General features: G+C 38.7%; 28 protein-coding genes, 1 tRNA gene and 2 pseudogenes. 17 read left to right on the top strand and 14 right to left on the bottom strand.

Translation table 11 applies throughout. The features are described from left to right. Window positions 1-409 precede the first annotated feature (409 nt). From lpdA to CWATDRAFT_RS17100, 3 genes are all read left to right on the top strand, one after another. Entirely contained in the window at window positions 410-1,843 is a 1,434-nt protein-coding gene (lpdA, locus tag CWATDRAFT_RS17110) for a dihydrolipoyl dehydrogenase (protein ID WP_007306212.1), read from the top strand. Window positions 1,844-2,080: 237 nt separating this feature from the next. Next, window positions 2,081-2,203: a photosystem II reaction center X protein gene (psbX, locus tag CWATDRAFT_RS17105; RefSeq protein WP_007311412.1), complete on the top strand. Its 123-nt coding sequence runs from the start codon at window positions 2,081-2,083 to the stop codon at window positions 2,201-2,203. A 153-nt stretch (window positions 2,204-2,356) separates the two neighbouring features. Next, the gene (locus tag CWATDRAFT_RS17100) at window positions 2,357-3,229 is read left to right on the top strand and encodes a Ycf66 family protein (RefSeq protein ID WP_007306210.1); all 873 of its coding nucleotides are present in this window, start codon (window positions 2,357-2,359) and stop codon (window positions 3,227-3,229) included. A 275-nt stretch (window positions 3,230-3,504) separates the two neighbouring features. Here CWATDRAFT_RS17100 and CWATDRAFT_RS17095 read toward each other — a convergent pair whose 3' ends face one another. Continuing rightward, window positions 3,505-3,702, bottom strand: a complete 198-nt coding sequence (locus CWATDRAFT_RS17095) for a hypothetical protein (RefSeq protein WP_007306209.1) — start codon at window positions 3,700-3,702, stop codon at window positions 3,505-3,507. A 599-nt stretch (window positions 3,703-4,301) separates the two neighbouring features. Here CWATDRAFT_RS17095 and surE point away from each other — a divergent pair. The 3 genes from surE to CWATDRAFT_RS17080 all read left to right on the top strand — a co-directional run bounded on the left by surE (window position 4,302) and on the right by CWATDRAFT_RS17080 (window position 6,502). Further along, on the top strand, window positions 4,302-5,105 hold the full coding sequence (gene surE, locus CWATDRAFT_RS17090) for a 5'/3'-nucleotidase SurE (RefSeq protein WP_007306208.1): 804 nt from the start codon (window positions 4,302-4,304) through the stop codon (window positions 5,103-5,105). A 68-nt stretch (window positions 5,106-5,173) separates the two neighbouring features. After that, window positions 5,174-5,767, top strand: a complete 594-nt coding sequence (locus CWATDRAFT_RS17085) for a DUF3727 domain-containing protein (RefSeq protein ID WP_007306207.1) — start codon at window positions 5,174-5,176, stop codon at window positions 5,765-5,767. Window positions 5,768-5,926: 159 nt separating this feature from the next. Beyond that, on the top strand, window positions 5,927-6,502 hold the full coding sequence (locus CWATDRAFT_RS17080) for a pentapeptide repeat-containing protein (protein WP_007306206.1): 576 nt from the start codon (window positions 5,927-5,929) through the stop codon (window positions 6,500-6,502). A gap of 61 nt (window positions 6,503-6,563) precedes the next feature. On the opposite strand, the gene CWATDRAFT_RS17075 is transcribed toward CWATDRAFT_RS17080, so the two are convergent. Both CWATDRAFT_RS17075 and CWATDRAFT_RS40000 read right to left on the bottom strand, forming a co-directional pair. Continuing rightward, window positions 6,564-6,797, bottom strand: a complete 234-nt coding sequence (locus tag CWATDRAFT_RS17075) for a hypothetical protein (RefSeq protein ID WP_157134103.1) — start codon at window positions 6,795-6,797, stop codon at window positions 6,564-6,566. Continuing rightward, window positions 6,788-6,883: pseudogene (locus CWATDRAFT_RS40000) on the bottom strand (IS5/IS1182 family transposase); the annotation flags it as partial. The gene CWATDRAFT_RS17075 and the pseudogene CWATDRAFT_RS40000, both read right to left, overlap by 10 nt. A gap of 390 nt (window positions 6,884-7,273) precedes the next feature. Between CWATDRAFT_RS40000 and CWATDRAFT_RS17070 the strand changes: the two are divergent. Together CWATDRAFT_RS17070 and CWATDRAFT_RS17065 are read left to right on the top strand one after the other, a co-directional pair. Next, complete coding sequence (locus CWATDRAFT_RS17070) at window positions 7,274-9,922, top strand: chloride channel protein (RefSeq protein WP_007306205.1); 2,649 nt, start codon at window positions 7,274-7,276, stop codon at window positions 9,920-9,922. Window positions 9,923-10,025: 103 nt separating this feature from the next. Further along, window positions 10,026-10,379 (top strand): hypothetical protein, encoded by a 354-nt coding sequence (locus tag CWATDRAFT_RS17065; protein ID WP_007306204.1) that lies wholly within the window; start codon window positions 10,026-10,028, stop codon window positions 10,377-10,379. A gap of 23 nt (window positions 10,380-10,402) precedes the next feature. On the opposite strand, the gene CWATDRAFT_RS41060 is transcribed toward CWATDRAFT_RS17065, so the two are convergent. The 3 genes from CWATDRAFT_RS41060 to CWATDRAFT_RS17055 all read right to left on the bottom strand — a co-directional run bounded on the left by CWATDRAFT_RS41060 (window position 10,403) and on the right by CWATDRAFT_RS17055 (window position 12,673). Then, entirely contained in the window at window positions 10,403-10,981 is a 579-nt protein-coding gene (locus tag CWATDRAFT_RS41060) for an AAA-like domain-containing protein (protein WP_231589015.1), read from the bottom strand. 5 nt (window positions 10,982-10,986) lie between these two features. Beyond that, complete coding sequence (locus tag CWATDRAFT_RS41055; protein WP_007306202.1) at window positions 10,987-11,748, bottom strand: AAA-like domain-containing protein; 762 nt, start codon at window positions 11,746-11,748, stop codon at window positions 10,987-10,989. A gap of 139 nt (window positions 11,749-11,887) precedes the next feature. Further along, window positions 11,888-12,673 (bottom strand): hypothetical protein, encoded by a 786-nt coding sequence (locus tag CWATDRAFT_RS17055; protein ID WP_007306201.1) that lies wholly within the window; start codon window positions 12,671-12,673, stop codon window positions 11,888-11,890. A gap of 189 nt (window positions 12,674-12,862) precedes the next feature. On the opposite strand from CWATDRAFT_RS17055, the gene petL reads away from it, so the two are divergent. Further along, window positions 12,863-12,964, top strand: coding sequence for a cytochrome b6-f complex subunit PetL (petL, locus tag CWATDRAFT_RS33930; protein ID WP_035827323.1), 102 nt, complete (start codon window positions 12,863-12,865; stop codon window positions 12,962-12,964). Between the two features lie 248 nt (window positions 12,965-13,212). Here the strand turns inward: petL and CWATDRAFT_RS17050 are convergent, their stop codons facing one another. Then, the gene (locus CWATDRAFT_RS17050) at window positions 13,213-13,557 is read right to left on the bottom strand and encodes a translation initiation factor (protein ID WP_007306200.1); all 345 of its coding nucleotides are present in this window, start codon (window positions 13,555-13,557) and stop codon (window positions 13,213-13,215) included. Between the two features lie 206 nt (window positions 13,558-13,763). Then, the gene (locus CWATDRAFT_RS17045; RefSeq protein WP_007306199.1) at window positions 13,764-14,765 is read right to left on the bottom strand and encodes an undecaprenyl-diphosphate phosphatase; all 1,002 of its coding nucleotides are present in this window, start codon (window positions 14,763-14,765) and stop codon (window positions 13,764-13,766) included. A 92-nt stretch (window positions 14,766-14,857) separates the two neighbouring features. On the opposite strand from CWATDRAFT_RS17045, the gene CWATDRAFT_RS17040 reads away from it, so the two are divergent. Beyond that, on the top strand, window positions 14,858-15,988 hold the full coding sequence (locus CWATDRAFT_RS17040; RefSeq protein ID WP_007306198.1) for an SUMF1/EgtB/PvdO family nonheme iron enzyme: 1,131 nt from the start codon (window positions 14,858-14,860) through the stop codon (window positions 15,986-15,988). 56 nt (window positions 15,989-16,044) lie between these two features. Then, window positions 16,045-17,862: a hypothetical protein gene (locus CWATDRAFT_RS17035; RefSeq protein WP_007306197.1), complete on the top strand. Its 1,818-nt coding sequence runs from the start codon at window positions 16,045-16,047 to the stop codon at window positions 17,860-17,862. On the opposite strand, the gene queA is transcribed toward CWATDRAFT_RS17035, so the two are convergent. Beyond that, window positions 17,852-18,937 carry a tRNA preQ1(34) S-adenosylmethionine ribosyltransferase-isomerase QueA gene (gene queA / locus CWATDRAFT_RS17030; protein ID WP_007306196.1) on the bottom strand — a complete coding sequence of 362 codons (1,086 nt, stop codon included), beginning with the start codon at window positions 18,935-18,937 and terminating at the stop codon, window positions 17,852-17,854. The two genes, CWATDRAFT_RS17035 and queA, sit on opposite strands and share 11 nt — an antisense overlap. A 278-nt stretch (window positions 18,938-19,215) precedes the next feature. Here queA and CWATDRAFT_RS17025 point away from each other — a divergent pair, with 278 nt between their 5' ends. Further along, window positions 19,216-19,605: a hypothetical protein gene (locus CWATDRAFT_RS17025; protein ID WP_007306195.1), complete on the top strand. Its 390-nt coding sequence runs from the start codon at window positions 19,216-19,218 to the stop codon at window positions 19,603-19,605. Here the strand turns inward: CWATDRAFT_RS17025 and CWATDRAFT_RS41050 are convergent. Together CWATDRAFT_RS41050 and CWATDRAFT_RS17020 are read right to left on the bottom strand one after the other, a co-directional pair. After that, complete coding sequence (locus tag CWATDRAFT_RS41050; protein ID WP_021834618.1) at window positions 19,602-19,727, bottom strand: TMEM14 family protein; 126 nt, start codon at window positions 19,725-19,727, stop codon at window positions 19,602-19,604. The genes CWATDRAFT_RS17025 and CWATDRAFT_RS41050 overlap by 4 nt on opposite strands. A 33-nt stretch (window positions 19,728-19,760) precedes the next feature. Further along, on the bottom strand, window positions 19,761-20,522 hold the full coding sequence (locus CWATDRAFT_RS17020; protein ID WP_007306194.1) for a circadian clock KaiB family protein: 762 nt from the start codon (window positions 20,520-20,522) through the stop codon (window positions 19,761-19,763). Between the two features lie 300 nt (window positions 20,523-20,822). Here CWATDRAFT_RS17020 and CWATDRAFT_RS17015 point away from each other — a divergent pair, with 300 nt between their 5' ends. Further along, window positions 20,823-21,125, top strand: a complete 303-nt coding sequence (locus CWATDRAFT_RS17015; RefSeq protein ID WP_021829852.1) for a YggT family protein — start codon at window positions 20,823-20,825, stop codon at window positions 21,123-21,125. 45 nt (window positions 21,126-21,170) lie between these two features. On the opposite strand, the gene CWATDRAFT_RS17010 is transcribed toward CWATDRAFT_RS17015, so the two are convergent. Next, entirely contained in the window at window positions 21,171-21,620 is a 450-nt protein-coding gene (locus CWATDRAFT_RS17010; RefSeq protein WP_007306192.1) for a hypothetical protein, read from the bottom strand. A gap of 90 nt (window positions 21,621-21,710) precedes the next feature. Between CWATDRAFT_RS17010 and CWATDRAFT_RS41395 the strand changes: the two genes are divergently transcribed. From CWATDRAFT_RS41395 to CWATDRAFT_RS16995, 4 genes are all read left to right on the top strand, one after another. Then, window positions 21,711-21,938: a hypothetical protein gene (locus tag CWATDRAFT_RS41395; protein WP_326997423.1), complete on the top strand. Its 228-nt coding sequence runs from the start codon at window positions 21,711-21,713 to the stop codon at window positions 21,936-21,938. A gap of 24 nt (window positions 21,939-21,962) precedes the next feature. Then, complete coding sequence (locus CWATDRAFT_RS17005; RefSeq protein WP_007306191.1) at window positions 21,963-22,640, top strand: putative bifunctional lysylphosphatidylglycerol flippase/synthetase; 678 nt, start codon at window positions 21,963-21,965, stop codon at window positions 22,638-22,640. A gap of 405 nt (window positions 22,641-23,045) precedes the next feature. Further along, complete coding sequence (locus tag CWATDRAFT_RS17000) at window positions 23,046-23,324, top strand: hypothetical protein (protein ID WP_042711724.1); 279 nt, start codon at window positions 23,046-23,048, stop codon at window positions 23,322-23,324. Window positions 23,325-23,356: 32 nt separating this feature from the next. Beyond that, the gene (locus CWATDRAFT_RS16995; protein WP_007306189.1) at window positions 23,357-23,764 is read left to right on the top strand and encodes a DUF29 domain-containing protein; all 408 of its coding nucleotides are present in this window, start codon (window positions 23,357-23,359) and stop codon (window positions 23,762-23,764) included. Window positions 23,765-23,806: 42 nt separating this feature from the next. Here CWATDRAFT_RS16995 and CWATDRAFT_RS16990 read toward each other — a convergent pair. Together CWATDRAFT_RS16990 and CWATDRAFT_RS37340 are read right to left on the bottom strand one after the other, a co-directional pair. Beyond that, window positions 23,807-25,415 (bottom strand): annotated as a pseudogene (locus CWATDRAFT_RS16990) (TROVE domain-containing protein). Window positions 25,416-25,453: 38 nt separating this feature from the next. Next, window positions 25,454-25,574 (bottom strand) — tRNA-Arg (locus tag CWATDRAFT_RS37340). Between the last annotated feature and the right edge of the window lie 129 nt (window positions 25,575-25,703).

Genomic DNA, 25,703 nt, shown 5'->3' with positions numbered 1-25,703 from the left:
CCATTGGACAGTTAAAGGAGCAAATAGGGATAACTTAAATATCCAGGGTATTCAAAGGCCAGAAGAAGACGACGTTAATTAGAGATTTTAGGGTGTATTAGTTAGCGTAATACTCCTAAAAACGGATCTTGGTGCGTTACGCAAGAAAAAAAGTATAGGGATTACCCCAAAAATCATAGTTTGCCTAACGCACCCTACTTAATGTTGTCTTTAGGAACTTTATTTCTGCTTCATGAAACCTATAAACGAAAAATCAAATAAGGTTTTAGAGTTATTTTTTAGAATAGTGGGACTTTAGCTAAATTCAAGCCCAATAAAGAAATGCCCCTAGACTTACTTGTATATCGAGACTTATGATCAAAAGACAGGTCTTTGTTGAAGAAAGAATCAAGCCATTAAGGAAAAAATTATGAGTGAGTCAGGATTCGATTATGATTTAATCATTATCGGTGCAGGGGTTGGAGGACATGGTGCAGCCCTACACGCCGTCAAATGCGGCTTAAAAACAGCCATTATCGAAGCAAAAGACATGGGAGGAACCTGTGTTAATCGTGGTTGTATCCCCTCAAAAGCCCTCTTAGCAGCATCAGGTAAAGTTCGAGAACTCCAAGATACTAAACATCTCCACAACTTAGGTATTGAGATCGATGGAGTAGACTTTCAAAGAGAAGCGATCGCCGATCATGCTACAAATTTAGTTAATAAAATACGCGGCGATCTGACCAATAGTTTAAAACGTCTCAAAGTCGATACCATCCACGGTTGGGGAAAAATAGTCGATACCCAAAAAGTCAGCGTTTTAGGCGATGATGGGGAAAAAATTATCACCGCCAAAGACATTATGTTATGTCCGGGATCGGTTCCTTTTGTTCCCCGTGGCATAGAAGTTGACCACAAAACCGTTTTTACCAGCGACGAAGCCGTAAAATTAGAAGTTTTACCCCAATGGATCGCCATTATTGGCAGTGGTTATATCGGTTTAGAATTTTCCGATATTTACACCGCATTAGGCTGCGAAGTGACCATGATCGAAGCCTTAGACACCTTAATGCCAGGGTTTGACCCCGAAATTTCCAAACTAGCAGAAAGAAGCCTGATCAAAGCCCGTGATATTGAAACCTACTCCGGAGTATTTGCCACAAAAATCACCCCAGGCGCACCGGTTACCATCGAATTAACCGACGCTCAAAGTAAAGAAGTGATCGATGTCTTAGAAGTAGACGCTTGTTTAGTCGCCACAGGAAGAGTCCCCGCTACCAAAAACCTTGGTTTAGAAAACATTGGCGTTGAAACCAACCGAGGTTTTATCCCCGTCAACGACAAAATGGAAGTCTTACGGGACGGGGAACCAGTTCCCCATCTTTGGGCAGTGGGAGATGCAAACGGGAAAATGATGTTAGCCCACGCAGCCTCCGGACAAGGAGAGATCGCCGTCGAAAATATGTGTGGACGGGAGAAAACCATCGACTATCGTAGTATTCCAGCCGCCGCCTTTACCCATCCCGAAATTAGTTACGTGGGCTTGACTGAACCAGCAGCCCGTGAATTAGGGGAGAAAGAAGGGTTTGAGGTCTCAAGCGTCAAAACTTACTTTAAAGGCAATTCTAAAGCCCTTGCTGAAGGGGAAACCGATGGGATTGCTAAGGTGGTGTACCGCAAAGATAACGGGGAATTATTAGGAGTGCATATCATGGGTATTCACGCCTCCGACTTGATCCAAGAGGCCGCTAATGCGATCGCTCAACGTCAAAGCGTTAAAAATCTTTCCTTCAATATCCATACTCATCCCACCTTATCAGAAGTCTTGGACGAAGCCTTTAAACGCGCTGAAGCTACAGTTTAGGTGGGGACACCGGAGACTGGGGGACTGGGGGACTGGGGGACTGGGGAGACTGGGGAGACTGGGAGATGGGGAGTGTGGGGGGAATATATTAACTCCGAACTCCGAACTCCGAACTCCGAACTCCGAACTCACACTTCCCACCCCATCCCCTTCTCAAAATTAGTTGACGAAATGGGGAAAAAAACCCGTAAAATAGGTAACGTTAGGTATCACAACCGAAAAAAGGGTAACAAATATATGACACCATCTTTAGCTAATTTCTTATGGAGCCTCGTTTTGGGAACCGTTATCGTCGTTATTCCCGCCACCATTGGATTGATCGTCATTAGTCAAAGCGATAAAATCAAGCGTAACTCATAAGCTTGTTTGAGTTGACCCCATCCCTACTTAGGTGGGGTCAATTTGTTGATTAGTTATATTAGTATTGACAATTATATATACCCCATTGGGTACTCTGATAATGAAAAATAAAATAAATTCGCTACCATTAGGAAAGGATAACGGAGAGCGAGAATGGTTAATTTTGGTCTGAACTCAGCCAGTGTTTTAGGAATTTTTTTAGCTGTTGCTGGTGCTGGTTTATACTTCCTGCGAAGTGTACGGCCAGAACTGTCGAGAGATCATGACATCTTTTTTGCAGCAGTTGGTTTATTGTGTGGATTGATTTTACTCTTTCAAGGATGGCGACTCGATCCAATTTTACAATTTGGACAGTTTTTGTTAACGGGATCGGCCGTATTTTTTGCAGTAGAAAGTATTCGCTTGAGGGGAGCAACCACAGAACAAGCAAAACGTAGCTCCTCTTACGTCGATGATGATCGCCGAGTTAGTAAAACCCGTGTCTACACAGAAGCTGAAATCGATCGCTTAGAACCCTACGAAGACGAAGAACCAATCTCTCGCAATAACCCTCGTTTAGAAGGATACGCCGATCCTCGTAGTAATCGCAGTTATAGTCAGGAAGAAACTCGGACTCGTAAACCCCGTCGTAGACCTTCTTCTAGTAACGATCCTTACGGCGATCGCCCTTCTCCAAGACGCAAACCCTCCCCAACTCGTCCCACAAACGATAACTACGATGCTTGGGATAGTAGGGATGATATGTGGGAAGATCGCCCGAAAAAACGTCGTCCCAGTCGTCCTCGTCCAGAAAACTCCTCTCCAGAAACCTCATCTGGTTCCCCTCGTAAACGTCGTCCTCGTCCCAGCAACCCAGAAAGACGTTATTCCTCTTCTGTTGAGGAAAGTCCTACTCCTACAGATTATGTTGATTATCAACCTATTGATACCCCTGAAAGCCCTAGAAAACGTGGATCTCGACCTTCAAAACCAGAAAATGATTATGACAGCGATCGCCCGTCAGATAGCTCCAATTTTGATTACTAAGAAAACTTGCGGAGAGGGAGCAAAAGGGGCTGAATCTAGGTCCTATCATCGCGCTTTGATGCAACCCCAAATTTTTAGGTGGGGTCTTCACCCGAAATTTTTGATAAAAATATAAAAAATCCCCGTCATTGTACGGGGATTTTGCAAGAGGAAACCAAATAAACTTGATTAAATGTGAGTTCGATCTAAGAAGTCTGAAGTCTCAAACCCTTATTCTCTCCTTGACAAAACAATAACTCCGAACTCCTAACTCTGAGTCACCGAACTCAGGTTGATTAACGTCCTAAAGTTTTGGAGTAGGAAACCATTCCAGCACTGACCACTTGTCCGTAGTTGTTGAGGCGATCCTGTTGTCCGGCTCGCGTAGGGGCTAAAAATGTATCGGTTAAACCCATAGCAGCAAACATAACAGTAGCAGTAAGAATAATGTAGTTACGGATGATAACGGTGTTGTTGGTGGTGCTGTTTAACATTTGTTTGACCTCTTGTCCTCTTGTTACTCTTATCTTATGAGGTGGTTAAGGGTGATGTCAGTCCCAAAAACCAAGTATATTCAGGGTTTTAAGGATTTTCATAAGTGGTACAAAGTGGAAATAAGTGGAACTTCTTAGATGCTTCCGAGTCAACATAACACTCTTAAAAAGAATAACCACAAAAATCAGGTTAATTTAGATATAAACAGAAATAAATATCTCATAAAAAACTAATAATCCAGTAAATCAGTATATCTCTTTGTTTTTAACCCTTCAATGTCACATCTCTCTTTCCACTTTCTCTTTCAAATTCTTTTTCTATGAAGTTTCTTTAATTTAAGTATCGAGAAATTTACCCTCGGACAACAAGGGGGAAAACCTCATTTTTCCCATCAAGTCAAGGTTGTAAGTGGATCAAGGCATATAAATCTTAAAAAAATATAAAGAAATACTGAGATTGAGCAACATAACTTTACAATGGACTCATAAGATAAAAACCGTCAGCCACTTAATATATAAGGCTGGTATATAATAAACCACCCCAAGAATGTACGTTCTTGGGGCATAATTTTTGTCCGGTCTCTAATACACTAAAGATAATGAAGATATTAATCAGTAATGATGATGGCATCTTTGCCTTGGGGGTTCGCACCCTAGCCAATACCTTAGCCCAAGCCGGTTATGATATCACTGTGGTTTGTCCCGATCGCGAACGTTCAGCCACAGGTCACGGTTTAACCCTTCATCAGCCCATTCGTGCTGAAATAGTAGAAGACTTTTTTGACCCCAAGATCACCGCTTGGTCTTGTTCAGGGACTCCTTCAGACTGTGTTAAGTTGGCTATAAGTACCCTTGTAGAAACCCCACCTGATTTTATCGTTTCAGGGATCAATCATGGTTCTAACTTAGGAACAGATGTGCTGTATTCAGGGACGGTTTCAGCAGCAATGGAAGGTATTATCTACAGTATCCCCAGTATTGCTATGAGTTTAGCCAGTTTTTCTTCCCGTCAATTCCAACCGGGGGCTGATTTTGCCGTTCGCTTGCTGCAACAATTACAGGATAAACCTCTTCCAGAGAGTACCCTGCTTAATATCAATATTCCCCCTGTAGCTGCCGATGCGATCGCAGGAGTGATGTTAACCCGTCAAGGGTTACGTCGCTATATCGAAAACTTTGAAAAACGGCTTGATCCCAGAGGAAAAAGCTATTATTGGTTAGCCGGAGAATTGGTGACAGAAGTAGAACAACCGGATCATATTCATCTACCGGCCAATATTCCCACCGATGTACAAGCCATTCAACAAAATTATATAACTATGACTCCCTTGCAGTACAATCTGACGGATGTGGCTAGTTTTGAGTATTTGCAACAAAATAAATGGTTAGATGGGGAGCTTTAAGGAAAATGAGTCAATATGGCCATGACAATTTATGATATTCTAATGCAATCCCAATCCTATTTAAAATCATGTCCTCTTTTGAATACAATCAAGAAAGGGATTCCGAAGATATCGATCGTGTTACTCTAAGTGATGAAAAGGGTTCTACCCTCGATTGCTACATAGAAAACGCTGTTGAAGGAAATGACGGAACTTATCTCTTATTAATGCCTGTCGATGTTCCTGTAGTCATTCTATCTTGGGATGGTGAGGAAGAAGACAGTAGCGATGGCTATGAAATTAGTAACGCTGTTTTATTAGAAGATCCTACAGAAATTGAGGAGATTTTTGCTGATGCTAAAGCGGTTTTAGCTGAATTAGATTTAACCTTAAAATTAACAGCTTTTACCGTGACTCTAACTGGAGAATTACCCCCCATAGAAGATGATGGTGTTCTTACCTTAGAAGTAGACAGCGATGAGCCATCCATAGACTCAGAAGAGTTACAATTTTTGAAAGATTTTTATCACAACAAACATAAATACTCTATCTATACTCCTTTATCTCCCCTACTCTTTTTAGCCAAATACAATTTACTGGGAAAAATCGAGTTAGTTTCTCCTGAAGATAAACAAATGCAAGTCATTTTAGAGGAATTATTATTTGATGAGATGGAGGAGTGATTAATTATTCATGAATAGAGTTTACAATTGATTTTAAAACATCGGCTGAATTTTGACCACCGTTCGCTCAATTTTTTCTTCTCCTGTTGCTGGATGAATCTATGTTACTTCTTCAAAAGTTACATTATTGATATTAGAAACAAGATTGGAAGTTAAATTATGGTTTGGAGAATTACTACTGATGAATTGTTGGCTCGGTACAAGGCTGGAGAACGCAATTTTGCTGGAATTGAGTTGATTCGTATTGTTGGGGAAATGGGTGAAAGGGATGGAATTAGTGGTTTGATTACTGGACTCGAAGGGGCTGACTTGCGGGGTATTAATCTGCGAGGGGCTAATCTTGAAAGGGTCGATCTTAGTGGGGCTGATTTGACTGGTGCCGATTTGTTTGGGGTTTATTTGGGCTCGGCTGGTTTGGTAAAAACCATTTTGAGAGATGCCAATTTGTTCTCCGCTAACCTGACTTGGGCTACTTTGAATGGGGCTGATTTGAATGGGGCTGATTTGAATGGGGCTGATTTGAATGGGGCTGATTTGGAGCAAGTGAATGCTAGTAGTGCTAGTTTTATTGATGCTACTATGAGCTATTTTCTGTATGCTGTTTTGATTTATGCCAATTTTCGAGGTGCGACTGATACTGGGGAACGTTCTCTCTGTAGCCGTTTTAATCTGATTTGTCATACTACTATGCCTGATGGAACTGTTTACAAAGGACCCGAATGTAAATGGAAATAATTCGGGCGCATCCCATTTTTGTAAGTAAATCTCTCAAAGCAACAGTAGATAAGGGTTTCATCTATTCTGAATCGGCTAATTTGCAAAATTGGGATGCTCCCAATAATTCTTGCTGAGTTGTAGCCATTAAAGGAGCAGGTTTGATAATATTAGGTAGTTTGGTTCTTATGTATTCCAACTCACGATCTTCAATCACTTTCTGAATTTCTGTAGGAATATTAGAAAAGAAATCATAACCAGTTATGTTTTCAATGTGTTTAATATTCAATAATCCATAATGTTTTTCCTTAAACAATTCATCATCTTTCTAAAAGTTTTTTTGACACCTGTTAAACGCTTAAATTCCGCTTGTGTTAACTTTTTTGCTTGCCAATATTTCATTATGGAATCAATTTTGTTAGGTTAGTAATTGTCTTTAATAATTATACAACTATTCTTGTTTTAAAACTTAATTGATTTCTTCAGATTAGCGGTGCGGCAGCACTCGCGCAGCGAGACCACTATTTCAAAAATGAATAGCCCTCCATTCTACCATGAAACACTTTTGCAAGAGGTCTTATGAAAGTGACTACCATGTGCAATATGATAGCAAAAAAATCAAAACAAAGAAAACATTAATTATATAATTTAATATTAATAGAAATAAGGGATAATCTTTTACTCTCAAATAAATTCAATACCATCCATAACTAAAAAAATATAGAGGATTTTGCCTTCTCCCCCTAAAACATCTTCTATGATCAACAGAAACTGGCGTGATCTGGGTAATCCATGGGGCCTCATTTAATATTTCAACGTTTTTATCGCTGGTTAAAATCAAGACTGCGTACTGTTGATGCCACTGACACCCGTTATGCCTTAGCAGAAGCCTGTTTAATTGGGATTTTATCGGCGATCGCAGCCTTAATTCTCAAACAAGGAGTAGGTTGGTTAGGGGGTAAGCGTGTGGCCTTGGCCAATCAATTTGGTGCAATATGGGTGCTACCCTTGGGAGGACTAATTTTAGGTTCCATGGCCGGTTGGCTCATAGAAACCCTCTCCCCCACAGCTACAGGGGGCGGGATGACTCAAGTAAAAGCCGCTTTAGCCCGGTATCCAGTTCCCCTCTCTCTACGGGTAGCACTGGTTAAATTAATCGGAACCATTTTGGTGCTAGGGGGCGGCTTAACCCTAGGCCGTCGTGCGCCTACTGTACACATTGGGGCAGCCTTAGCAGCGCAACTGAGTAGTTGGGTTCCCACTTCCCCGGAACATCGACGACAAATGATCGCAGCCGGGGCAGCAGCCGGACTAGCGGCCGGTTTTACCACCCCCATCGCCGGGGTGTTATTCGTCATTGAAGAGTTAATGCGAGATGTTTCTGGGTTAACCCTAGAAACGGCGATCGTGGCCTCTTTTACCGGAGCAGTTGTCTCCCAAATTTTGCAATCTTCTACCTTCAATTTTCCCTCCTCTTTGTTGGATCTGCCTGATATTGCTTTCTCCGCCTCAGAAATTCCCTTTTACCTACTACTGGGAATATTAGCAGGGATCTTAGGGGCTTTATTTAATCGGGGACTATTACTCAGCGTCAAAATACAAAAATATCTTAATTTACCTTTATCCTGGCGTATTGGCTTAATGGGCATGGCTTCGGGTCTAATTATTGCCATACTACCCCCTTTCTTTCGAGATAATACAGGACTGCGTATTGATTTAGTACAAGGAGAATTAGAATGGAGTCGCATTTTATTGGCTTTTGTAGCTCATTTTTTCCTGACTATTTTGGCCTATAGTGCCAATACCCCCGGCGGTTTATTCGGTCCGGCGCTGGTGTTGGGATCTGCTTTAGGGTATCTAGTGGGAGATTTTGAAGAATTATTAACTGGCACCGGCACAGAGACTACCTATGCACTGGCAGGAATGGGAGCATTTTTCACAGCAGTTGTTAGGGTTCCGGTAACGGCGATCGTCTTTGTCTTTGAACTAAATACGAACTTTAATATTGTTTTACCCTTAATGGTTACTTGTGCTGTTTCTTATATCGTGGCCGAAAGTGTCTCCAAGGGTTCTCTCTACGAACATATGTTAAAGGCTAGGGGGATCTATATCAATGAAGGGGCTACAGGACAGGATTTTCTCTCTAAATTAACCGCTTCAGAAGTAATGCAGTCTCAGGTGGAAACCTTATCCAGCGACTTCACTTTAGATGACGTACTACAAGCGATGTCGGCTTCGAGTCATCGAGGGTTTCCGGTGCTGGCCGAAGGTCAATTAGTGGGTATTGTCACTCAAACTGATCTGGCAAAATTGAAGAAAGTGCCAGGATACACCCCTTTATGGGAATTCATGACTCGAAAACCCATTACAGTACAAGCAGAGGCTTCTTTAAGCGATGTTTTATACCTACTTAACCGTTATCAACTTTCCCGTCTACCTGTGACAGAAGGGCATAAATTAGTAGGAATTATCACCCGAACCGATATTATTCGCATCGAAGCCAACCAGTTACAAGGGGATGATACGACTATTAATGAAGTGGTCCCCGATCCCTCCTATATTGCTTATCAAACCCGCGCCCCTTTAGTGGGAGTGGGACGCATTTTGTTACCCCTGACAAACATAAATACAGCAACTTCTTTGTTTAAAATTAGTGCAGCGATCGCCGAACAACAAAACCAAGAAATCGAATGTTTACAGGTAATTAAGATCCCTAAACATAGCGATCCGGCACAAACCACTGTAATCACCCAACAGAGTCGTCAATTATTACAAAGAGCAGAAAGATTAGGCCGTCAACACCAGATTTCTGTTCACACTCAAATTCGTGTTGCTCACGATCGCGCCCAAGCTATTTTAGACACCATTCGAGAACGACATATCAATCTCATAGTCTTAGAATGGAACCCAGACAAAAAGACTCCTGGTAGTGTTTTTGGGCCGGTGATTGATATTTTAATTCGTAGGGCCACTTGTGAGTTAGTTATAGTTAAGTTGGGCAAAGAAAAAGAAGCTTACCCCCAAACTTTAGATAAAGATACCACTTGGTTGATTCCTATTGCTGGTGGTCCCAATGCTAAACGGGCCATGGAATTATTACCAGGATTAACCCAATTATATACTCGTCCCCGTTCCCCCATTATTTGGTTATGTCAGGTGTTTTCTCCCCATAAACCGACTCCTGACTATCAATCTTTAGAAGCTAAGGCACAACAATTAAAAGAACAACTGGAACGCCCTGTAATTCCCCTTCCCATTCGTTCCCAGTCTGTCACTGATGCGATCGTTCATTTGGCCGAGTCCGAAAGCTGTGATGTGGTTATGTTGGGGGTGAGTAAAGAAGGGTTATTAGCTCAAGTAATGCAGGGCAATATTCCTAAAACCATCGCCCAGCAGGTCAAAAGTACCATGATTTTAGTGAGAGGAAAGTTGGACAATTAGTTAGGGTTTGGTGATAATTTGTAACTAAAAACTATTTACTTAAATGCTAATTTATGGTAATTAAATTAATAGAATAGTAATAGCATAATAATTACTCAGTTTAATGAATCATTTTTATTCTCGTCCCGAAGACTTACCCCCTCGCAACCCCGTTGATGACTCCTTGCAACGGAACCTTGATCAAGCTATCACTGGTTATTTTTATGAAACTTGTGATCACTTAACCCAACGAGTCTTATCCCGTGGTGGATGGTATGTAACCACCTGCGGCACGGCCTTGACTTTAGTAATTATTTGTGTTGATAGACGACATAATTGGGATGTATTGAAATATATGTCTTCTTTAGGTAAATATTTAAAAGAATTTGCCCCTAACACCAATATTCGCATTTATCCCCCACCAGGAGACGGAACCTCTCTACAAATGACCTTTAAGATGCCGATGATGTCTGAATGATTAAGAATTAACTGGGCCAGTTATCAGTCTTGACTGCAAAAATATTGTTGAAAATATTGTTGATATAAACTACAACTGATAACAACCTCATTGCCTTGAAAATTCACTAAACCTAAACTTTGTAACCTGATAGATTCTACAAAATCTAATTCAATGGGTTTAGGTGCAAAAACAACTTTTTCTAAAGCATCCAGTAAACCAGAGTTCTGTTTTTGTAAATTCCATAACTGTCGCTGGAGGTGATCAAGATAAATATTAGAAACAGCGTGAGTATCAGCAAGTAAAAGCTCGTCTAGGGTCACTTTTCCTAGAGAAATATTATACAAAGCTAATTTTAGTAAATAAGGATTACCTCCTACTAAATACATTAATTTTTCCTCTTGCTCTGGAGAAAAATCCAAGTTGTAAATTTTCGTTAAATTTTGAATTTGCTGATGTGTAAACATGGGCAAGTTGATAGGAATTCCTACATTAAAGGGAGAGTGGTTAACATTGAGAGGGATATAAACTTCAGCAGAATGAGCCACGATTAAACGTAATTTTTTCCAGACCTCCTTATTTTTTCCTTCTTCGTGCCAAGCTCGTAATAAACCAAAAAAAATTACGTTTAATCAGGATATTGAAATAGTAGGTCAACATCATCTAGTCCTAAGACTAAGGGAGTTTCTAAACTGGCTAGAATATACTCTTCCAAGTAGATTTTACAACTAATTTTACTTCCAAATAAATCATCCCAATAATCAACGACTTTATTCTCAATGTTTAAATTTAAACTAATATTAGCGCAGAACCATTGTAAAAATTTATCTAGGTCTTGAAATAACCTTGTATCTGCTAATTGAAAACTCAAAGAAACAGTAGCACAATTATTTTGACTTCCATGTTCAATGATTCTCGCAAGTAGAGAACTTTTCCCCATACGTCTAGGTGCTTTGAGTCGGATTAACGCTCCTGGTTGTAGAATAGCTTTGTAACATTCCTCTTCTATGGGCGATCGCTCAAGATAAAATTGAGAGTTAAGGGGAACTTGTCCTTCCGGTAATTCCAGTTCAGGGGACAAGGTAAATGAACTTTCTTCAACAGGAGATATCTGGGGATAAAAAAAGTCTTCATCGCATAGTTTTAACTGAAACGCTTTAAAACAACATTTTAGGGTTTGTTTATCTACTTTTGACTCACAAGCAAAGACTTTCATGAGGGTATCTATGGCTAACCCTGTTTTTTCGCTCAAATCTTCTAAAGTGTAACGTTTTCCCTGATTTTCTGTATATTCAGCTTCTACTTTGGCCTTGTGCAGTTTTTCTAACCCCATTTCTGTGAGAATCACTCCACGTCGTCTTTTTGGTTTTTTATGATTGTTTTCTATCATAATGATCAATATTATTTAAAGCGAGTGGCATAGCAGCAGTCAGGAGTTATGCTTTATCTTTAAATTTTAGCGAACTATGGAGTGCTTGTCTTGTCAACTTAACAATTGTTAGAAGAACCTTAAACAATAGTAGTTAAGTTTAGGCAGTTTTTATGAAACGTATAATTTCCCTGACTTGATGTAAAAAGTTGCTATCTTCGGTTAATTGAGAAATAGCTTTTCTTGCTTCTCTCGCAATTTCTTGATGCTCTAGGGCATTTTTAGCCTCAAATTTATCTAATTGGGCCCCGATTGTAATCAATTCTTTGCGAGTTACATCCCAATTATTTTGTTGTTTATTAACCCAGGAATTTGGATTACTTGTATTTAATTTACTTTGCAGGGAGTTGACTTGTTTTTCCAATTTAGTAAAGCGACTTCTTAATTCTATAATATCTTCACGGGGGTATTTAACTTCTTGTCTGATAGTGCTTAAGCGATAAGCTAAATACTGATAACCCCTCAGCGCAGGTCGTAATCCTGTTAATAATAATGTAGCCAAAGAACTGATATATCCAACAGAACTAATTCCCAGAGCAGCCAGTTCATAAAGTACCAAAGCAGACAATAAATGAAGGGCGATCGCTACGACAAAAGCCCATCGACTAACAGTAGTAATATAATCTAATTTTTTATGGTCTACAAAAATCCCCTTCTCTTGAGAAGTCCCTATTTCTGAGACAACTTCTTTGGCATCAAAGTAAACATTCCAAGGAATAGTAACAATAGCCAGTAACCACCAAAAACTAAGAATACCTATAACCCAATCGATAAAATTGCCCGCAGGAATTTGTAACCATTGTAGTAAAAAGAATGCGACTAAAATTAAAAATCCGAACCCACCACTAAAGCCAAAGTACCAATAATAACCGTAAGTATTTCTCATGATTTACTCTCAATAATTGAATTTCAATCCTTGATTCTAGTTTGGCATTTTGTCGGCAAAACGTAAATTGAGATATATGACGGTTTCTCAACTGTTCTATTATCCACTTTTTTAAGTCAATTAGTCTAATGGTGACAAGAACAAGGTAAAATAGCAGAGAATTACAACATCTAGGAGTATAAGAAAATTATGTCAGGACTCGCTATTGCTGCTTTTGCTGGATATATTGTCGCCTTCACAGCTATCGCCCTTGGATTCTATTTTGGTCTTCGTATAGCTAAGATTATATAATCACCTTAATGTCGCAAGGAGGCTGACGCTATACGAATGTTAGCGTTCAGAGGAATTGCGACCAATGTATTAACACGAAGTACGTTTTTTATGATAAGCTCTTCTCTGTGAGTTTTTAAAGGGTGGAAGTGCTTACCCCCGCACCCCCTCATGAATGGCCGCCAAAATATAAACCGCTAAGGGCAAGATTTCTGTGGACTAAGAAGAAAAATTAAGCTAAAAGCACTGTTGGAATACAGATTTGTAGTTCATCCTCCACTGATCTTTACTTTGTATCCTAAATCATCTAACAATTTTACTAACTTTTGACGATGATCTCCTTGAATTTCTAGGGTATCATCTTTCATTGTTCCCCCACTTCCACACTGACTTTTTAACTTTTTTAATAACTTATTTAAACTATCTGGGGACTGTTGAAAACCTGTGATCATAGTCACTGTTTTTCCCTTGCGTCCTGAACGACTTGCTTGTACTCTAATATTTTGTTGTTTTGGTGGTAGATCCGGTACAGATCGCTCTAATGCTTCTGAGTTGGATGTATTCCCAAACTCTTGATAAACGACAGATTTAGACTTATTTTTCTTAGAAGACATAATCAGAAAAAGGAGAACAACAGTTACTCCAATTATACATCAGTTAATATCTATTTCAATTGGTCAGGGGTCAACGCTTCGACTACGCTCAGCGTTGACCCCTACAGGGTTAATATCTGTGGTTTCAGTTGATAAAAATGGTATTATAATGGATAAATTATGTAATTTATTGTGTTAATTATAAACCCTATTTATTCATTTAACATTTAATTGAATTGAATAAATATAGATCCTAAAATAAATAAACCAAACCCTAAACGATACCAAACAAAAACCCAAGTATCTCGTTTTTGTAAATAACGAATCAACCAAGCGATCGCCACATAAGAAAAGAAAGCTGAAGAAATAACTCCAACAATTACGGGAATAATAATATCATTAGAAAGTCCCATATCAACCACCTCTTTTAACTCAACTAAACCGGCTAAAGTAATAGCTGGAATTCCTAACAAGAAAGAAAACCTAGCTGCTGTTGCCCGTTCCAAATTGAGGAATAAGCCAGAAGTCATGGTTGATCCTGAACGAGATACCCCAGGAATTAAAGCTAAAGATTGAGCGAGGCCCATTAATACACCATCCTGTAACCTCAATTGTTCAAAATTTCTTTTGTGGCTACTTATTTTCTCCGATAAAGCTAATAATAAAGCCATAACAATAGAAGCTCCAGCAATTACCTCAACACTGCGTAAAGGGGAATTATCCAAATCAGCAATTAAGAGTTTCATAGATAAGCCAAAAAAGACAATAGGTAAAGTGCCTAAAGCAATACCTAACCCTAAGCGAAAATCGTGGGATTGATAATCAGATTTACGAATAGCTGTAACCATTCCTTTGGTAATTTGACTCAAATCTGACCAAAAATACCACAAAACAGCAGCAATACTGCCCAATTGAATCACAGCAGTAAAGGCAACCCCAGGATCACCCCATCCTAATAGTACAGGAATCACCTTTAAATGGGCTGTGCTACTGATGGGGATGAATTCCGTTAACCCCTGTACCATACCTAAAATAATCGCTTGAAACCAGTTGAATTTAGCGATCGCAGCATCAGGGGTATCTTCTTGGTCCAAGGCAAAAGGAGACAAAGCAAGTAGAAACCCACTACTCAGGGTGATGAGATAAAATAATCTTTCGGTTGGGGGTTTAAGTTGAATCATGGCTGAGTATTTTGGGGGTAAAGTCTTAGAGATTTTAGCATCTGACATTAAGAAATTAAAAATAATTGTGAAAATTGAGTAAAATTTGTTATGCTTTCAAAGCATTATTATCAGTTGTTTCAGCATTTCCCTTCAGCCTTATGAGTAATATTCAGGTTAGTGTGAGAATACCGCCCCAATTATATGAAAAATTATTAGCTCATACTAATACTGTTGGTCTTTCTAAGTCTAAGGTAATCGCTCAAGCTTTGTCTCAATATTTAGAAGAAAATAAAAAAGAACCCTCCTCTTTAGAAGAAAGACTACTCAAGGTTGAAAAACGACTCAACCATTTAGAGTCTAATTCTCAAAAGGATGAACCGCAGCCGATGCTATCTCCCACAGAGATCAAGTCTGAAACCTCTGTTTCTTTTGAAACACCACCCCTAGAAGAATTTTCCTTTGAAAGACCAATAATTGATGAAACAGGAGCCATTTTAGAAAGGGTTGGGGGGACATCTCAATCTTTTCAAGAAGACTTGGGAGAAGGGGTTATCTTGGACATGGTTTATATTCCTGAAGGCACTTTTCTCATGGGATCATCTTTAGGGGAAGCCGGATCTCAAATATGTGAACAACCCCAACATTCCGTGAACTTAAAAGGGTTTTTCTTGGCTAAATTTCCTGTTACCCAGAAACAATGGGACATAGTCGCCCAATATCCTAAAATTAATCGAGATTTAGTTGTTGATCCCTCCGAGTTTAAAGGAAGCGATCGCCCGGTAGAGTCTATTTCCTGGGAAGATGCGGTGGAATTTTGCCATCGCCTTTCCCAACATAGTCAACGTCCCTATCAACTTCCCAGTGAGGCACAATGGGAATATGCTTGTCGTGGGGGAAGCACCACCGCGTTTAATTTCGGCCCCACCTTAACCAGTGATCTGGCCAACTATATGGCCAAACGCTTATATGCAAAGGAAAGTTCGGGACTTTATCGTCAAGAAACCACCTCTGTAACGGCATTTTACCCTAATTCTTGGGGATTATACGATTTACACGGTAACGTCTGGGAATGGTGCGCCGATGCTTGGTATTCTAGCTATGAAAATGCTTCAACCTCTGGTAAACCTCGGGTATCCTCTCAACATGAGACTCGTCGCGTCTTAAGGGGGGGTTCCTGGGATGAAGACGCTTATCATTGTCGTTGTGCATCCCGTTACGCTTATCATCCTCAAGCAGTTGGGGTGAGTCGCATTGGTTTTCGGGTGATGTTAATGACTTCTGCCATGTAAAACCGAAACCAACCTGAACCGTTTGCTTTACAAAGAGAGAAAATTAGGAGGTTGAAATGAAAACTATATTAACTATCATTCTCTCAATAATTTTTGCCGTAGGTCTACATACTTTTGTCGTTGATTCAGCATCAACTCTTGATGCTGAAAATTTTAAAAATGTTGGTTATTTTTTACCCCTTGATAATCAGGGTTGGACAACTTATCAACCCAGTATAAATTCCCGAATTATATATGTATCCAGTCAAGAAGGAAATGATAAAACAGGACAAGTATATTCTCCAAACTCAAAAGAGATAGGTGACAATCCCTTTCTTCCCCAAGAAGAAATAAAAGCATTTCAATCGATTTCAGCTGCCCTAAAAGAAGCAAAAGATAATTCTCCTGATTGGATACTATTAAAACGCGGAGATGTGTGGTATGAAAATCTTAAAGAATTAAAAAATGGTGAATCAAAAAATGCACCCTCAGTATTCAGTTCCTATGGTAAAGACATGGAACGTCCTCTGCTTAAAACGGATACAAGAGAGGGTTTTCAAGTCCCCAGTAATCTTAAATTTGCTGTTTTATCTGGTATCCATTTTCAAGGAATAAATAAAGAACAAAAACAATCTAGTAAAGATGGGATAAAATTGTTCAATAAAGAAGGAGAAACAATTGAATCTTTTTTGATTGAAGATTGTTTAATTGAATATTATAAACATAATCTTATTTTTATTAATAATGGGAGCCTGAAACATTTTGTTGTACGGAGAAATTTGATTCTTGATTCTTATACGAGTCCCAAAACAGAAGAAAGATCCCTAAGTCAAGGACTATTAGCTACTGGGGCTAATTTTTTACTAGAAGAAAATATATTTGATCACAATGGTTGGAAAATTCAACGTCAACCTCACAATGACTGGGTCGATCACCGACTGGGACAAGCCACTTGGTTAAATCATAACACTTATTTCCCCAACCCTAAAGGTGTTATTTTAAGAAAAAATATATTCCTCAGATCAAGTAGTATGCAAACTAAATGGACAGCAGAAAATGGACCGGGATCGGCAAAAGATGTCATCATAGATAATAATTTTTATATGGATGGTGAAATTGGAATTAGTATGGGAGGAAATAAGAAGGGTTCTCTGAGATTTGCAAATATTAAAATAATCAATAATGTCATGTTAAATATAGGTCGCTCACGACCTACTAATCGTAATTTAGCATGGTACCTAGACATTCAAGATTGGGACGGTGGATTGGTGGAAAATAATTTATTTATCCATCAACCAAAAACTGAAGTTGATTCTACCTATGGAATCTCAATAAGTGGTAGTTCCATTGGACACACAAGAAATGTCACTATTAACAATAATCTTTTATATAATTTGCATTCACGATTAGCTGGTATTGTTTTGTCTAGTCCAGGAAAACTGGAAAACATTCAGATTAAAAATAATCAGATACAATTTCCAAAACTAAAAACATCAATAATAAATTCTTCTGCAAATCTTAGAAATTTTAGCTTTGAAAATAATACATATTACTCAGATGCTACACCAGAAAAATGGTTTGGTTTAGTTAATGATCAATTTGATTATCTTCAGTGGATTAAGGATTCAGCAAGAATGGAATGGAAAGATATCCCCAAAAAAGAGATAGATTTGAAAACATGGCGTAAAGTCTCCCGAGATAAAACCTCGAAACAGCAAGCCGTAAAATATCCTCATCCTAATAGGACAATTGAAGAATATAATTCAAACGTTGGGGGAAAAGCTACCTATGACGATTTTTTACTCAATATACGTAAACAGTCAAAAAGTAATTGGCGACAAGAATATACCGCCGATGCTATCAATGATTGGTTTCGTGCAGGATTTAATTTTTAGACTCTAATAAAATCAACATACCATCCCCAAAAGAATAAAAACGATACTTTTCTTCGATAGCAATTTGATACAATTCTAATAATCTTTCTCTCCCAATCAAAGCACTAACTAACATTAATAAACTAGATTTAGGTAAATGAAAATTAGTAATTAGACCATCAATAACGCACCAAGAATAGCCAGGATAGATAAAAATATCAGTTTTTCCCCTAAACTCCATTAACTCTTGTTTTCCAGCCATTTCTGTTGCTTTGGCTGTACCTTCTAATGCCCTAACAACAGTAGTTCCCACAGCGATAACTCGCCCTCCATTAGCTTTGGTTTCTTTAATTTTTTCAACAATAATTTCTGGTACTTCTATCCATTCTTGGTGCATCTTATGTTCTTTAATATTGTCGATATCAACTGGTCTAAAAGTACCTAAACCAACGTGCAAAGTGATATAAGCTTGATTAATGCCTTTTTGTTGTAAGTTTTCTAATAATTCCTCCGTAAAATGTAGTCCGGCTGTGGGAGCAGCAACCGCCCCAGGTTTTTGCGCATAAATGGTTTGATATTGGGAGGGTTTAGCATCAGATTCAGTCACATAAGGAGGAAAAGGAATTTGTCCAATTTCTTCTATTTTTTGCCAAAATAAATCTAGGGAATCTACCTGAAATTTGAGTAATCTTCCCCCTGTTTCTTCGTCTCTATCTACCACAGTCGCAACCAAAAAATTATCTTCATCATCATCTAATCTAAAATAGATTTCACTGCCAATTTTAAACCGTTTTCCAGGTTTAACTAATGCTAACCAACAAAAAGGTTCTTTTTCTTCCAATAACAATATTTCCACCGGTGCGCCAGTAGATTTTGCCCCATACAGTCGCGCCGGAATGACACGGGTATTATTAAATACCAATAAATCCCCTGGTAATAACCACTGAGGTAAATCTCGAAAAACACTATGAATATGGTTTTCAGGAGAGTTAATCACCAATAACCTCGAATTATCCCGAGGAATAACGGGATTTTGGGCAATTAATTCCTGAGGAAGATAATAGTCGTAACTGGATAATAAATGCTCACTACTCATAAAATGACGGTTCCCAAAACAGCTTGATTCGTTGTATGCTAGATGAGTCATGTAAAATAAGATACATAATTAGGGAACCAATGTCAGTGTTTCCCCTGATAATCAGGTTACAGTCTTAAGATCACATCCGTACATACACCGGAACATATACCTAGTTGGGTAGTTCCCCCCATGAAACCACAGAAAAATAGGGGGGAAGTCCCCTACAACAAATGGAACAATCCTTGGCACACTAGAGCTAGAGGAATTGTTCGGTAGAAAATTTAAGGGGGAAAATGATGGACTATATTTACTTTTTGGCTAATGCTAGCTTAACTCTCAGGGTGATTGAATACTTACAACGGAAGTATGATCCCTCCAGCTGCTCCATGACTGTTATTCATCAGATTAATGGTTGGATTATTAAAATTAAGTTTAAACAGCCCTTGACTCCACAACAACATGGAGACTTCAAAGCTTTTATGAATGAACTAGGTATCCCCTACGAGTTAGAAATTCGCCTACAAATGGTATTTTGGAGTTTAGAAACTGGTCAATCTCCCATCGATGTCATGAGTCGTTATCAAGTGGCTATCGTCTCTTATGGTTCCCCTGATAGTAATGATATCGAAGCCTTTCGCCAACAATTTACCCGAGGATTAGGTTATTGCCCCGAAACCCTAGCTTAACCTATTGATAAAATCACAAGTGTGGCCACACTAAGCACTAACATCAAGCCGGCCGGCATAAATTTTCTGGTTTTCCATAACCTAATAGCTACGTCACAACTTTTGGGAGTGGCAATCCCCAACTTCAACTAAGTAAGTTGGGGTTGTTGAAGATATCAATTAGTGCTAATCAGTTGCAAAACCCTGGATGAGTCTCCCAACTCTCCTACTATTCGTCTGATGGGTTGAGGCCAAACTCTTACTAGGGTGGGTGTTGCAGAAACATGATGGGTTTCTGCTGCCTCTGGGTGTTTACTAATATCAATCACCTTTAAAGTGTAAGGGTGATTTAATTGTGTTTCCAACAGATGATGAATTTTTTGTAAAGTGTGCTTCGTAGAAGGGTTATTCCCTGAAACAAAAAGACGTAAAACATAACCCTGATGGGCGAGAGAATCCTCTTTTTTTTGCCTGTCTATAGGACGAAATTGGTTTTTTAGTTCCCTTTCCCAGCGTTCATCTAAACGGATTAATAAATCATGGTTTTCCCAAAGTTGAGGAAATCGAGAACGATAGGTTTCTATGATAACCGGATTACAAGCTTGTTCTTGCCAATCTGCTCTTTTCCAAACCACCTTGTCAAGATTAAAGAGAACATTTAGTAATGGTTCATAACGGCGAAGAGCAGGATATAGTTCAGCCACAGTTTTGACCCTTTTTTCTCTGGTACAAAACCAACGGTCAACGGTTGCCGTATAACCAGGAACAAGAAAGTGAGGGGGTTCTGATAACTTTAACAGTTCCTGGAAGACTAGGCATAGTTGAGAATGCCAATGGACTTGTTTGTTGCGATCGAGACAATAAACGAGATCACCACCTGGGGTAAAAAGGGCAATACCCTTAAATAAGTCCGGGACAACCTTTGTTGTTTCGGTCATGCTCGCTATTTTCTAGAGGAATGACGAATAGGGTGAAGGAATATTTAACTCTATTAAAACCGATTTTCTCCCTTGATCCCTATTTGTTTAGATTATTTTTGTTATTCTGCCTGTGTCTCCGAGGCAGAGAGGGAAGGGGGAGGTAGTGCGTTTTACTAGATGTCCTAGAAGTTCTACAAGCCTTTATCACGGCAAATCGTGTGAAAGTCAGAAATTTGGCGTAGGTTAGAGTTACACATAATCAAAATTTGATATAAGATCAATAGATAGACCTATAATTTATCGGGAAAATTGTTCATTATGTATATTGCATTAAACACTCTCTATTGGTTTTTTACCATCTATTACGTACTAATCATTGTTCGTGTTCTCTTGTCATGGTTTCGAGGCCAGGAGTGGTCCTATAACATTATATCTTTTTTAAGTCCCATTACTGACCCTTACCTTGACATTTTTCGTTCCTTTATACCCCCATTAGGTGGTCTCGACATATCTGCTATTTTGGCTATTTTTCTTTTACAATTTCTGGCAGATCGAGCCAAAGTCCTTGCTGTTTCTGCTGCGATTAGCAGTGGATTCCATTATGGTATGACAGGATTCTAAAATATCAGAAAATACCCCATCCGTAATTATTGATGGGGTATTTTTTTAAAAGATAGGTGTTACTTTTGTGGTAAACCCAGAAGCTTTAAAGTTCTTTAATTTTAAAGGAGTGGGTTGATTAGCCGGAACCGTAATTCTTACTTCAAAATCGCTCACTCCTGGGGGAACTTCTGCAATAGAACCCACACGGTTTCTATTTTGTAAAGTAGGTTCGTTATTAGCATCTAAAATACGTCCAAAGACATCGGCATCATAAACAGTTTTCCCCGATGTATTCTTAGCTTTTCCTGTGATAAGATAACAAGCCGCAGCAAGACTAGAACCCCCACTGGTAACGTTTCCTTCTGCTAATTCTGGGGGACAATCTTTATAGGAGAGATCCAAGAGTTTAATATTAGTTACAGCTAATGCTGCTGGACTCCATAAACTGCTAAATAGGGAGAGTATACACCCCATTATAATAGCGATCGCATAAGTTTTTATAGACTGAAACATTAATCATTTCCTCAACTTATAGTTTGAAGGTAATTTAACTTTCTTAATTATAATAACAAGATAAGTCGTCTCAACTTCTAAAATTATTTCATGTTTCGGCGTTTTATTCAATGTCTGCCTATTCTTGTAGCTGTCTCCTTATTAAGTCTTTCTATTGTCACTATTAGCAATGAGTTTCAAGCTCATAACCCTGCTGATATTTTACACTATATAAGTAACCTAACCACAACTCGCAAATTCGGTGTGATTGCTTTGACGAGTCTGGGGTATTTAATTATGACAGGTCACGATTTTTTAGGATTTTATTATATTAATTAATTCTTACCCCCTTCTAAAATTGTGATGACAGCTTTTATTAGTTATGCTGTGGGTAATACTATTGGTTTTACTGTGTTATCAGGAACAGCTATCCGTTATTGTTTTTATGGACGTTGGGGTATTTATAAACTAGAAATTGCCAAATTAATTATTTTTATTAATATCAATTTTTGGGTGAGATTATTAGGAGTTAGTGGGGTTGTTTTTTTAGTAGATCCTCTAAGTTTACCCAAGACTTTAAATCTCCCCTTTGAATCTGCTTATTTTATCGGTTTAATTTTTCTAACTTTGGTATCTATCTATTTTATTATTAGTTATTTAAGAAAAAAGCCCTTTAGAATAGGTGCGCATTTAATTTATTTTCCCACTTTTAAAGTATCATTAGCCTCAATTTTCCTAGCTGCAATGGATTGGGGAATTGCTTCTGGAGTGTTATATTTATTACTTCCTTTATCAGAAATAATCTCATTTTCTGTTTTTTTTTGCATTTACATTTTAGGACTAACTGCTGGTTTAATGAGTACAGTTCCTGGAGGATTAGGGGTTTTTGAAACAGTAATTTTATTTTCTCTACCTAATACTGTTTCTCAAGCTGATATTTTAGGAGGATTAATTGCTTATCGGGCTATTTATTACTTTTTACCGTTGATAGTTGCCATAGTTTTATTAATAATTAAAGAAATACAACAGCAAATAATTTGAATGAAAATAAACTTGTTATGATAAAATAGTTTAAAAATGAACTGTCAACGCTTATGAATCGATTAAACAGCCCCAAAAAAATCTTGTTTCTAACCATTATAGGTTTAGTTACATTTGTTTCATCTATACAGCCTATCCTAGCCCATAGTGGACACAATCATCAGCAACCTAAACAAAAAATCCCTCAATAAAGAAAATAATANGATCTTGTAGAAGAAGAAACTAAAGTTGATCAACAAAAATTAGAAACAAAAGAAACAGAAAACGAAACAATTAATATTACTTTAGAAAAAAATAAGGGAGTATTTTTTATTCCTAAAACATCAGAAATGCTATTTTTATTATTGGTTATCAATCCTATTCTTTTAAAATTCATTAAACACAAATACACAAATAAAAATGAAAATGACCCAAATAAATGAAACTGCTTTACGTCAATTACATTATAAAATCGCTCCGATTATGATCTTTCCTTTACTATTAACTGTAATCACAGGAACCTTATTTCAAGTAGCAGTAGTAACAGGAAATGCTGATAATTTTATTTGGTTATTAGAACTACATCGGGGCAAATTTGGACGTATTAACTTAGAAATGATTTATCCTTTTTTAAATGGGTTTGGTTTATTAATGTTAGGAGTTACAGGTGTTATAATGTGGTTAAACACCCAAAAAAGTAACTAGATAAACTTATACCCTGATACAGAAATAAAATTATGAATAAACTATATGATATTGACTTTAATCTTTGGTCAAAACAACAGGCTAAATTACTCCGAGAAGGTAAGTTTAATGAGTTGGATTTAGAGAATTTAATTGAGGAGGTTGAAGACTTGGGCAAGAGTGAATACAAAACTTGTCGCTCTTATACTATTCTGATTATTATACATTTACTATTTATTAATTATTGGGAAGCAGAAAAACAATATAATGAGAATCATTGGAAACGAGAAGTTTATAACTTTCGTCTTCTTCTTAAAAAGAATCTTTCAACCTCTATTAAAAATAAGCTAATAGAAAAATGGGAAGAAATTTATCAAGAAGCTGCTGAAGATTTTAAGGAAAAAGCTAACTTAACTGCTCCAGAAAATTGTCCTTTTCCCATAGAAGATATCTTAGGATAATAAAACGTAGGGGTCAACGGCCGTTGACCCCTACAATAATAATTAAAGTTCGTTTTTTGCTAACATTTGTATCAACCGAGGAGTCCCTGGATCAAACCCTCCTAAGTCCCAAGATAAAGGATCTTTCGGGTCAACTAAACTGATACCATAAGGGGCCAAAGTAACATAAACCGCCTTAACTTTAGGGTTAACTTTTTGACGATATTTTGCTAATGCTTGAGACGGATGTTTAGATCCTGCCCAACTTTCGCTATCAGTCCAAAAACAGATCACATTCGCTTTAAACTTGGTTTTTAATCGCCCAATCATAAGCTACACTGGCATCAGTTCCCCCAAAGTTGCGATCGCTGGATTTTTTCAACGCAGACTGAAAACTATCTTTTCGAGAAATGCCTAAATTGATAAATTTTGTAGAAAATCCACGAATAGTGTAGTTTTTCTCCGCTTTAGCAGTCACTAACGCCATCGCTGTTGCAATTTCGCAACAACTTAACCCAACGGAGTCCACTACTCCCCAAGACATAGATCCCGAAATATCCAGCGCGTGCAGAAACACTTTCCCTGTGGGTTGAGCAATATCAAAAGATAACTCCACCGCTTTGTCCAATATTTCCACAAGACGAGGAACTGGTTGCCAGTTTTTCTTACTACGCCCCAGTGTTCCCCCAGACTGGTAGGTTTTCAGAGCTTTTAGGACATCAATGGGATGAATACGCCCTTTTTTGAGACGGTTAACATCATTGAGAACATTTTCCACGCGATCGATATTTTCCGGTTCATCGGCCCGTAATACTCCCAACTCCGTCAAAGATCCCAGGTTACGCAACATAGCACCAATAGGCATCTCGTTAAACAAAAGTTGCCAAGCTTTTTTGTCCATTTTCCCCACAGGAGCAGCCATTTCGTGGGTTAAATGACCCTTTTTAATTGCCTTATGGGTTTGCTCAGGATGATGTTTTAACCATTCGTACCACCATATCTGCGTTAACGCTTCAGAAGGGATCTCATCGGGTAAATAATTATTCCATCCCTTCACCACCCAGTTAAATAGCTGCTGATGCTCATCGGTGGGGGGTTTAACATGAAACAAACGCAAAGCATCTCGGTTAGAAAAACCATACCGTTGTTGGTACTTTAAGAGTTGATAGGCCAACCCCTTGACATCCTCCCGTGATAACCATTGAGTCCCCACATCTTGGATGATCTTGCCAAACCCTCGCAAAGATTTGGTATAACTTAACCATTCATAAAAATGGCTGCCAGTGCGGACAACTTCGGGGAAAATAGCCCGAAATGCTTCTTTTGCTTCAGGAGTCTTACCCATAGACAGTAAAACTAACCCCAACAACGGCGCACTATTGTTGATAGAACGTCCATTACTGGCGTAAACTATCTCAGAAGCCACTCGACCCGGATCGGTGTCAACAGCTTGTTTGAGAACATCGATAAAATCGTCCGTTAGCTCCCGTTTTTGGGCGTAGTAGGTACTTTGTGCCGTGCCGATGAGGAGACAACGCCGTAAGAGTTTCCACAACCCGGCATCAAACATCCAACCACCCGATCGCCCTTGGATCATTTCTGCTTCTCGTCCAGGAATAGGTTGGTTTTGGGGAGTTCCTTTTTGTTTACGGGTAAAAAATTGATAATTCATAGTTATCTCCTCGGCCAGTTTCGGCAAAAAAAAAGACACGGCGAAGGTGGGGCTCGAACCCACAACCTTTCGATGAGAAGTCGATAACCCTCATTCTTCGGCCCAAAGGGCAAGGGATGAATAAGGATAAAATGTTCTGTCCGTTTGAACTACTTCGCCAAGTGGTGACGGAGGGGGGAGTCGACTCCCCCACAGTCTTGGTTTTTACGATAACCCTCATTCTTCGGCCCTTATAGGCAAAGGGTGAACAAGGATAGATTAAGATGCTATACCATCGGACCTTCCTCA

The sequence above is a fragment of the Crocosphaera watsonii WH 8501 genome (genome assembly GCF_000167195.1).
GTDB lineage: Bacteria > Cyanobacteriota > Cyanobacteriia > Cyanobacteriales > Microcystaceae > Crocosphaera > Crocosphaera watsonii.
Note: the sequence above shows the minus strand (reverse complement) of the source record. Positions and strands in the feature narration are given on the sequence as shown.